Origin of the sequence: Micromonospora sp. NPDC048842 (assembly GCF_040649935.1) — a bacterium.
Classification (GTDB): domain Bacteria; phylum Actinomycetota; class Actinomycetes; order Mycobacteriales; family Micromonosporaceae; genus Micromonospora; species Micromonospora hortensis.
The window spans coordinates 339,197-348,525 of record NZ_JBEZGK010000005.1 but is presented as its reverse complement, the minus strand read 5'-3'; the positions used below and the strand labels follow the sequence as shown (position 1 = coordinate 348,525).

The window sequence follows — 9,329 nt, the reverse complement described above, 5'->3', positions numbered from 1 at the left end:
CGGTGCGGACGGCACGGGCGGTGCGGACGGCACGGGCGGTGCGGACGGCACGGGCGGTGCGGACGGCACGGGCGGTGCGGACGGCACGGGCGGTGCGGACGGCACGGGCGGTGGGAAATTTGCTCGCGTGGCTGCGAGGTTCGGGGAGATGATCTCGCGGTGAGGATGCATGCCGATCAGGTGGACGTGAGCGTGGACGTGGTTTCCGCGCTGGTGGCCGAGCAGTTCCCCCGGTGGCGGGACCTGCCGGTCCGGCCGCTCCCCTCGACCGGCACTGTGAACGCCTTGTTCCGGCTCGGTCCGGACATCGTGCTGCGGTTTCCGCTGCTCCCCTCGACCGATCCCGAGCTGCGCGCCGAGTTGCGGCGCGAGCAGGAGTACGCAGTGCTGCTCGGCGGGCACCTTCCGGTTGCGGTGCCGGAGCCGCTCGGCCTCGGCGAGCCGGGCGACGGGTACCCCGGGCCGTGGACGGCGTACCAGTTCATTCCGGGGGAGACGGCCCAGCCCGACCGGATCGCCGACCTCGACGTCTTCGCGCGGGACCTGGCCGGCGTGGTGACCGCCCTGCGTGGCATCGACACCGGCGGGCGGGTCTGGTCCGGGAACGGGCGCGGCGGGCCGCTGGCCGCCGAGGACGCCAGCGTGCGGGCCGCGCTCGCGGTCAGCGGCGCGCTCACCGACACGACCGCGCTCGGCGAGGTGTGGGAGCGGTGCCGGGGCGCGCGCCGCGACGACCCCGCCGACGTGTGGATCCACGGCGACCTGATGCCGGGCAACCTGCTGGTCCGCGCCGGCCGGCTGGCCGCCGTCATCGATCTGGGCTCGGTCGGCGTGGGCGACCCCGCGGTGGACCTGATGCCCGCGTGGAACCTGTTCGACGCGGGTTCCCGAGAGACGTACCGGCTGGCGTTGGGCGTGGACGACGCGACCTGGCAGCGGGGACGCGGCTGGGCCCTGGAGCAGGCGATCAACGCGTTGCCGTACTACGTCGAGACCAACCCGGTGATGGCCGGCATCGCCCGGCACACGCTGCGGGCCGTGCTCGACTGAGTCGACTCGCGTACCGTCGGCGTCGTGGGTGATCGAGACGCCGGGGAGTGGCGGGATCAGCAGCGGCAGGCGGTGCGGGCGCACGCCGACGCGGACGCGCGGCGGCGGGCCGCCGAGCACGCGGAGGCGGCGGAGCTGGTGGCCTGGTTCGTGGCCGAGGCTACCCGGCGAGGGCTGCGCACCAGCCGGCTTCTCGCCCGGGGGTACGACGGGCGTGGGCGCTACCGGACCGGGCTGACCGGCTGGTACGTCGACCGGGCCGGGACCCGGGCGGTGGACGTGGCCGGCCGGTTCCATCTGCTGACCGTGCCGGGCGGCCTGCGGGCTCGGCTGTTCGGCGTCGACCCGGAGCCCAGCCCGGCGCCGTTGGTCGTCGGGGCGGGTGGTCGCGACGGTGAGTCGATCCCGCTGCGGACGCTGCTCAACCGGCTGCTGGACGACGGGCCCGGCGGGCCAGGCTCCACCACCAGGCCTGCTGCACAACGAGGGTGAGCAGGCCGGCAAGGACGATCGCACAGAGGTTGATCACCAGTTGGAGCGCCGAGCCGCCCGCTTCGTCCCACACGCCGTAGGCTGCCGCTACCGCCACGTTCGCCGCCGCCGGAACCGTGGTGACCGAGATCAGCACGCCGACCAGGCTGCCGGACTTCTTCGACGTCAGCGAGAGCATGCCGGCGACACCGGCGAGTAACCCGACCACCCAGGACAGCGCGTCCGGCCGCCAGATGAAGTCGGTGAGCGGACGTTCGGCGAGCAGCATCTCCCGACCGACCAGGCCGGCGGCGGTCAGCGCCCAGGTGCTCAGCACGGTCGCCACCATGGCCGCCAGGAAGCCGACCGCGAGAGCCTGCACCGAGCGGCCGACCACCCCGAGTTTGCGGCGCAACAGCGCCACGCACAGCGCGGCGAGTGGGCCGAACTCCGGACCGACCACCATCGCCCCGACGATGAGGATCGGCTGGTCCAGCAGCACACCGATGCCGGCGATCATGGTGGCCACCACGATCAGCACGAGGTAGGTGCCGGACAGTTCGGTCTGCTCGCCGGTCTTCGCGGCGATCTCGTCCCAGACCACCGCGTCCGCGCCGCTGCCCGGCGCCCTGTCCGCCGCCCGATCGGCCGCCGCGGAGATGGTCAACTCGACGTCTTCGGCCGCGATGCCACCGCTGGTCTCCACGCCGACCCGCTGCAACTGCCGCAGTACGTGGTCGGCGCTCTCCCGCACCACGTCACAGAGGATCAGGTCGCCCGGTGGCTGCCGGGCAGCGCCGGGCAGCACGGCCAGATGAGTGACCCCGGCCTCCGCGGCGAGCAGGTCGACGACCTCCGCCGACCGGTCCACCGGGGCTATCACCCTCAGGTGCAACACGTCATCTCCCTCGCCCGACCGGCTAGTTCTTCCCTCGCCCGACCGGCCGCCGCGACTCTACCGCTCGGTCCATTGGCCGCAAGAGCTGCACAAGGCCACGGATCTGGCCGTGTCCGACTACGGGGTTTCGGGGTTGATCGGGGGAATGCGGACCGACCGTCGCTATTCAGCATCGACACACGGTCTGTCCTGGTATGACGAATACATACCTTTTGTGAAAATCGCGTGGGAGGTCACAACGTGCCGGTGCCTGGTGGTCTCGTCGACGCCGACCTGTCGCTGCCCCGGACCAGCCCGGAGCGGGGTAAGCGAATCATCGACGTCGTCGTGGCGGCGGTTCTTCTCATCCTGGCGTCACCGGCGTTGATCGTGGTGACGGTGCTGGTCGCGGTGGGCCTCGGACGCCCGGTGCTGTTCCGCCAGTGCCGAGCCGGACTGCACGGCCAGCCCTTCGAGATGGTCAAGTTCCGCACCATGCGGCCACCCAACGTGAGCCTCGGCCTGCTCGGCGACCGGGACCGACTCACACCGCTCGGACGCTGGCTGCGCGCCAGCAGCCTTGACGAACTGCCCACGCTGTGGAACGTGCTGCGTGGCGACATGAGCCTTGTCGGCCCACGGCCACTGCTGCCCGAATACCTCGGTCGCTACTCACCGCACCAGGCCCGACGGCACGAGGTGCGGCCCGGCATCACCGGGTTGGCCCAGGTGCGGGGACGCAACAGCCTCAGCTGGGACGAGAAGCTGGACTTCGACGTGCGGTACGTGGACAGCCACAACATGAAGACCGATCTGTCGATTCTCGCCGCGACAGTGCGGACCGTGTTGCGTCGCGAGGGGATCTCCGCGGCGGGGTTCGTCACGGCGCCCGAGTTCATGGGTACGCCGCAATGGTCGCCGCCCCCACGCAGCAACTCGACCACCGCGACCACAGGCTCGGGCGGTACCCGATGAGTGAAACCGTGTACCTGTCCCCGCCGGACGTCGGGCCGCTGGAGGAGTCGTACCTGGTCGCGGCCCTCCGCTCGGGGTGGGTTGCGCCGGTCGGCCCCGATCTCCAGGCGTTCGAACACGATGTCGCCGAGCGGGTGGGCACCGGCGGGGCCGTCGCCGTCAACTCCGGGACGGCTGCCCTGCACCTGGCGCTGCTCGGCGTCGGCGTCGGGCCCGGCGACGTGGTCATCGTGCCCACCCTGACCTTCATCGCCACCGCCAACGCGGTCCGCTACACCGGAGCCCGTCCGGTCTTCGTCGACTGTGATCCCCGCACCGGCAACGTGGACGTGGGCCTGGTCGACGACCTCATGCGACGGTTGCGTTCTCGCGGTGAGCGGGTCGGCGCTGTCGTGCCTGTCGACATGTTCGGCAGCTGCGTCGACTACACCCGACTCGTCCCGCTCTGCGCCGAGGCCGGTATCCCGCTGGTGGAGGACGCCGCCGAGGCGCTCGGCTCGCACCATCGAGGCCGCTCAGCCGGGTCCTTCGGGCAGGTAGCGGCGCTCTCCTTCAACGGCAACAAGATCATGACCACCTCCGGCGGTGGGATGCTCGTCTCCGACGACGCGGCACTGCTCGCCAAGGCCCGCCACCTCGCCACGCAGGCGCGGGAACCGACGCCGCACTACGAGCACCGCGAGACCGGCTACAACTACCGGCTGAGCAACCTCCTGGCCGCGCTCGGTCGGGCCCAGTTGGTCCGGCTGGACGGAATGATCGCCCGCCGCCGTCAGCTGCGTGACCAGTACGCCAAGGTGTTCGCGGCGGTGCCCGGTGTCGAGCTTGTCGGCATCGACGACGTCGAATCGAACTGCTGGCTCACCGTCATCACGGTAGACGAGGAGCACTGTGGCTGGCGGGCCGCCGACCTGGCAGCCCACCTCGCCAGCGGGAGCATCGAGACGCGGCCCGTCTGGAATCCGATGCACCGCCAGCCGGTCTTCGCCGGCGCCGAGAGTCTGCTCACCGGGGCCTCGGACCGACTCTTCATCCACGGGCTCGCCCTGCCCAGTGGCAGCGGCCTGACCGAGCAACAGGTCGGGCGGGTCTTCGAGGCGATCGACGAGTTCCTGACCAGCCACAGCGGGGTGCCGGCGGCATGACGATTCCACTGGTGATCGTCGGCTGCGGTGGCCACGGCCGCGAGGCGCTGAGCATCGCCCGAGCGATGAACGCCGGCGCGGGCGGACCCCAATGGCAGCTGGTCGGCTTCGTCGACGACCGACCCAGCGAGGAGAACCTCAAACGGGTGCAGGAGCTGGACGTGCCGTACCTCGGCGGGTTGCCGTGGCTGCGCGACGCCCCTGCCGACACCCATCACGTCATCGGCATCGGGGACCCTCGGACCCGACGGGCCGTGGCCCAGCGCGTCGACGCCTACGGGACGCCAGCGACCAGCCTCATCCACCCGGCCGCGACGGTCGGGCCGGACACCGAACACGGCAGCGGGTTCGTGGCGTTCGCCGGGGCCCGGGTCACCACCAACGTGACCATCGGCCGGCACGTGCATCTCAACCAGAACGCGACTGTCGGCCACGACACCGCTCTCGCCGACTTCGTCTCGGTGAATCCACTCGCTGCCGTCTCGGGCGACTGCCAGCTCGGCGAGGCAGTGCTGATCGGCACCACCGCCGCGGTGCTCCAGGGGCTGCGGATCGGTCGCGACGCCACCGTCGGCGCGGGCGCCTGCGTGACCAGAGACGTTCCCGCCGATGCCGTCGTCAAGGGCGTACCGGCGCGCTGACCAGCACTGACCGAGACCAGACGGGATCGACACCGACGCCGCGCGCCCATGTGGTCCGGCACGAGGAGCAGGACGTGAGCACAAATCGCCGCAGTGCCAGCAACCGGCCACTGCGCGTTCTCCAGGTGACAAGCACGGCCGTCGGCGGTGACTGGTTCTACGACCAGGTGACCGGGTTGGCGCGGCTGGGCCATGACGTCTGCGCGGTCGTACCGGGCGAGGGTCCGCTCACCGACCGCCTCCGGGCGGCCGGGATCCGCACCGAGATCGTGTCGATGTCCGGTTGGCGCCCGCGGCAACTCCCCCGGGTCGCGGCGGCACAGCTGCGTCTCGTCCGCCTGGTCCGGAGCTTCGGCCCCGATGTGGTGCACGGCCACCTGGTGAAGGCGAACATCGTCTGCCGGTTGGCCGGTCTGGCCGCCCGCCGACCGCTGCTGGTGAACCAGATCGCCGGCGTCGTCCACCTACGCAGCCCGCTGTTCAACCGCATCGACCGCGCAACAGTGCGCCGGGTGGACGTCCTGATCGGGTCGTGCCACGCGTTCGCCGAACAGTACCGGCGCTTGGGCGCGCGAGCGGTGACGGTCAGTCACTACGGGTGCGACGTGCACCGGCTCGACCCGACAGCGAGTGGGGAGCCCTTCCGGGCGGAGTTCGGGTTGGCCGCCGGCACCCCCACCGTCGGGATGCTCGCGCACATGTACCGCAGCCGACTCCAGGCGTTCCAGAACATCGGCTTCAAGGGCCACGAGGTCTTCCTCGACGCGGCCCCGCGCCTGCTGGGGCGGGTGCCGGCCGCCCACCTCTTCGTCGTCGGCGACGAGTTCACCGGTGACGTGGGCTACCGACGTGAGCTGGAGGAACGCGCCGTCCGGTTGGGCGTGGCCGAGCGCGTGCACTTCACCGGGCGCCGGAGCGACGTGCAGGGCGTCCTGGCCGGTCTCGACGTGGCGGTCACACCGTCGCTCGAGGAGTCCGCGTCGTACGCCACGATCGAGGCGCTGCTGATGGAGCGGGGCGTGGTGGCCAGCGACGTCGGCGGGTTGCCCGACACCGTGCAACATGGCGAGAGCGGCCTGTTGGTGCCCCCGGCGGACCCGGACGCGCTGGCCGACGCCGTCGCCGACCTGTTGGAGGACCCTCAGCGGCGTGCTGCCATGGCTCGGCTCGGGCGCAGCCGCTGTCTGGACCTGTTCGACATCGAGCGGACGGTCGCCGACGTCGAGGCGATCTACCGGGCGGCGCTCGACGGTCGTCCACTGCCGCAGGCCGGCCGCCTACCCGAGGTGGCCCGGTGACGGCCGCGACGCCGCCCCTCGGTCCGGGTACCAGCCCCGCTGCGGATGCCGGACCGGTGGTGACAAGCGGTCGGGACCTCGCCGAGAGCGGCCAGTCCACCACCGGCCCGCCAGCGCGGGTCTCGGAGCAGAGTGTGTCGGCCGCCGCCGCCGGGTCCGTCGGGACCAGGGTCGTGCTCCTGGCCATCAGCCTGGCGACCGGTGTGTTGGCGGCCCGGGTCCTCGGCCCACACGACCGGGGCGTGGTGGCTGTCGTGCTCGCCTGTGCGGCGATCTTCGGAGCGCTCCTCACAGTGGGAATGGAGACGGCCAACCTCCGCTACGCGGGCGCTTCGGTCGCCGCCCACCGGCGGACCGTGTGGTGGAGTCTGCGCCACGTCGGAACGGTGGGAGTCGGCGTGGCAGCCACCTGGGGGGCGCTGGCGCTGGTGGTCGGGCCAGCCGTTCGGATCGGGCTCGACCCGGTCACCTTCGCCCTCGCGCTCAGCCTCGGCCCCGTGGTGCTGCTCTCCTCCCTGCTCGGCACGGCCGAGATCGGCCGCAGTCGCGCCTCGGTCTACAACTGGACAGTCATCGGAGGGCTGCTCGTCTACGGGCTGCTGCTCGTCGCCCTGACGGTGACCGACCGCGCGGACACCGACACCGTCATCGGCGCGTACCTCGTGGGGCAGGTGTGCGCCGCGGCGGTGCTGCTCGTCCGCGCTCTGCCGTTGAGCCGCGACCCCGGCACGCCCCAGGACGCGGCTGCCTACCGGGCGTTCGCCCGCCGGGTGTACGCACCCAACCTGGCCCAGTTCGCGATGGTGCGCAGCCAGGTCCCCGCCATCCACCTGGTGGCCGGTGCGGGCGCGGTCGGCGTCTACTCGGTGGCGGTGCCGTTCGCCGAGATGCTCCTGGTGCTGCCGGTGGCGCTCAGCCTCATCCTGGTGCCGGCGGTCGCACACGGCGGCGCCGACTGGCACACGGTCCGCCGGATGTCGGTGCAGACACTGCTCATCACCGCCGTCGGGGCGGGACTGCTGGCCGCTCTCGCGCCGCTGGCCTTCCCGCTGCTCTTCGGCCCGCAGTTCGCCGAGGCCGTACCGGTGCTCTGGGCGATGCTGCCCGGCCTCGTCGTGCTCGCGGTCGCCCGCACCGCGCAGAGCTACCTGACGGCCGTCGACCGTCCAGGCCCGCCGACCCTGGCGGCAGTGAGCGCCGCCATCGGCGGGCTGCTCGCCATGGTCGTCCTGATCCCACGCTTCGGCACGCTCGGCGCGGGCTTCGCCGTGTCGGCCGGATACGTCCTCTACGGCCTGGTCGTCGGCTGGGCCTTCCTCGATTACCGGCCTGTCCAGGGCCGGAGAAACGGTCCGACCAGAATGACGACTGAACGCGGCGGCCGACACGCGAGGCAAACGCCACGGGACCGCGACTCCCTGCTGCCGGCGTGGGGAAGAGCAGCCGGCGTGCTCGTCGCCGGCGCGGCGGCCGGTGTGGTGGCGGTGCAGGACACGTCGCTCCTGCTTCGGCTGGGCGCTCTCGCCGTGGTGGTGCTCGTCATCACCCTGCCCGGCTTCGGCCTCTACTGCATCGCTCTGGCGGTGCCCGCGTCGCAGTTGCCCATCGCCCCGGCGGCGAGCAGCACCACACCGTTGCTGGCGCTGATCCTCTGCACCCTGGTCGGCACGTTGCTCCGCGGCCGCACGACCCGCCGCAGCACCCCCGCCGTCCTCATCGTGGCTGGCCTGACCTGCTTACTCGCTCTCGGCGTGACGGTCGGTGGCCAACCCAACCAGGCGTTCCGGTCCGTCGCCGTCATCGCGATACCCCTGGCCTGCATACCGCTGATCGACACTGCCCGGGCCCGCTCACGGTCAGTCCTCCTCGTGTTCGCGGTCGCGGCGGCCGGCGTCGGCCTGTTCCATGCCGCGCTCGCCCTGATCGGAACACCGGTGCTTGCCGAGGAGAACCCGGACCTCGCCGAATCCCTCAGCAGCCTGAACCACAACGCGTGGGGGCCGATGTTGCTGCTGGCGCTCGCCGTGCTGCTGGCCAGGCTGCGGCCGGGCGTGTCGGGCACGGCCCGTGTGTTGACAGTCGCGGGGATCGCCGCCGTGATCGTCAGCGTGGTGCTGTCGTACAGCCGCTCGACGTACATCGGCGGAGCGCTGCTCCTGCTCTGCTTCGTGATCCAGCGACGACGCACTGTGGCCCTGGCCCTCACCGGCATGGTCGTCGTCCTCACCGTCGGCCTGACCGGGGTGCAACTGGTGCCGGATCAGGTGGCCGAGCGGATCGCGTACACCACTGTGGACGGACGACTGGACAGCTCCAGCAGCGTACGTCTCGACCTGTGGCTCAGTGCTCTGCGGATGGCCGCCGACCACCCTCTCGCCGGCGTGGGCTTCCAGAACTTCCGGGCACACCTGCCGGAGTACTTCCAGCCCGAGGTCACAGTTGCCGCTGTCGACGTCCAGCTCGACAGCCTCAACCACGCCCACAACACCTACCTCACGGTGCTGGCCCAGACCGGGCTGGTCGGCGTCCTCCTGGTGGGCGGGCTCCTGTTCATCGTGATCCGCCAGGCCCGTCGACGCCTGCGCGCCGGCGACCAGACGGCGGAGGCGGCAGTGCTCGGCATGGCCGCGATCGGGGGATGCAGCCTCTTCGGAGAGCCGCTGCTCACCCTGCCGGTGCTCATCCCGTTCGTGCTCCTCCTGGCCGTCGCCACAGCCCGCTCGCAGGCCGAGCCGGAGCCCGCTAACGACCCGCGTCCCGCCGAGCCGAAGCACTCCGTGCGGCCACGACCGGCCTGGACGCCCGGCCAGAGCGGCTACGGCGCGCGCCGCGGACGGTCCACCGCCAGCAAGGTCCTGACGTGATCATGAAG

8 protein-coding genes are annotated in these 9,329 nt (G+C 71.8%); 7 read left to right on the top strand and 1 reads right to left on the bottom strand.

Annotation, left to right across the window (positions count from 1 at the left end; genetic code table 11):
- The first annotated feature begins 165 nt into the window (after positions 1-165).
- Both AB0C19_RS10300 and AB0C19_RS10295 read left to right on the top strand, forming a co-directional pair.
- Positions 166-1,050 (top strand): aminoglycoside phosphotransferase family protein, encoded by an 885-nt coding sequence (locus AB0C19_RS10300; protein ID WP_357182418.1) that lies wholly within the window; start codon positions 166-168, stop codon positions 1,048-1,050.
- A gap of 24 nt (positions 1,051-1,074) precedes the next feature.
- Positions 1,075-1,542: a hypothetical protein gene (locus tag AB0C19_RS10295; protein ID WP_357182389.1), complete on the top strand. Its 468-nt coding sequence runs from the start codon at positions 1,075-1,077 to the stop codon at positions 1,540-1,542.
- Here AB0C19_RS10295 and AB0C19_RS10290 read toward each other — a convergent pair.
- Positions 1,472-2,419 carry a DUF389 domain-containing protein gene (locus tag AB0C19_RS10290; protein ID WP_357182386.1) on the bottom strand — a complete coding sequence of 316 codons (948 nt, stop codon included), beginning with the start codon at positions 2,417-2,419 and terminating at the stop codon, positions 1,472-1,474. The two genes, AB0C19_RS10295 and AB0C19_RS10290, sit on opposite strands and share 71 nt — an antisense overlap.
- A gap of 240 nt (positions 2,420-2,659) precedes the next feature.
- Here AB0C19_RS10290 and AB0C19_RS10285 point away from each other — a divergent pair, with 240 nt between their 5' ends.
- The 5 genes from AB0C19_RS10285 to AB0C19_RS10265 all read left to right on the top strand — a co-directional run bounded on the left by AB0C19_RS10285 (position 2,660) and on the right by AB0C19_RS10265 (position 9,321).
- On the top strand, positions 2,660-3,373 hold the full coding sequence (locus tag AB0C19_RS10285; RefSeq protein WP_357182382.1) for a sugar transferase: 714 nt from the start codon (positions 2,660-2,662) through the stop codon (positions 3,371-3,373).
- Positions 3,370-4,518 (top strand): aminotransferase class I/II-fold pyridoxal phosphate-dependent enzyme, encoded by a 1,149-nt coding sequence (locus tag AB0C19_RS10280; RefSeq protein WP_357182379.1) that lies wholly within the window; start codon positions 3,370-3,372, stop codon positions 4,516-4,518. The genes AB0C19_RS10285 and AB0C19_RS10280 overlap by 4 nt, the downstream gene beginning before the upstream one ends.
- A complete protein-coding gene (locus AB0C19_RS10275) occupies positions 4,515-5,159 on the top strand; it encodes an acetyltransferase (RefSeq protein ID WP_357182376.1) in 645 nt (214 codons plus the stop codon). The genes AB0C19_RS10280 and AB0C19_RS10275 overlap by 4 nt, the downstream gene beginning before the upstream one ends.
- Positions 5,160-5,233: 74 nt before the next feature.
- Positions 5,234-6,457, top strand: coding sequence for a glycosyltransferase family 4 protein (locus tag AB0C19_RS10270; protein WP_357182373.1), 1,224 nt, complete (start codon positions 5,234-5,236; stop codon positions 6,455-6,457).
- Positions 6,454-9,321 carry an O-antigen ligase family protein gene (locus AB0C19_RS10265; protein WP_357182370.1) on the top strand — a complete coding sequence of 956 codons (2,868 nt, stop codon included), beginning with the start codon at positions 6,454-6,456 and terminating at the stop codon, positions 9,319-9,321. The genes AB0C19_RS10270 and AB0C19_RS10265 overlap by 4 nt, the downstream gene beginning before the upstream one ends.
- Positions 9,322-9,329: the final 8 nt, after the last annotated feature.

What these genes read in the sequence shown, in the direction of transcription:
- AB0C19_RS10300 (WP_357182418.1), top strand. Translation starts at nt 166, where the DNA reads ATGCATGCCGATCAGGTGGACGTGAGCGTGGACGTGGTTTCCGCGCTG.
- AB0C19_RS10280 (WP_357182379.1), top strand. Translation starts at nt 3,370, where the DNA reads ATGAGTGAAACCGTGTACCTGTCCCCGCCGGACGTCGGGCCGCTGGAG.
- AB0C19_RS10275 (WP_357182376.1), top strand. Translation starts at nt 4,515, where the DNA reads ATGACGATTCCACTGGTGATCGTCGGCTGCGGTGGCCACGGCCGCGAG.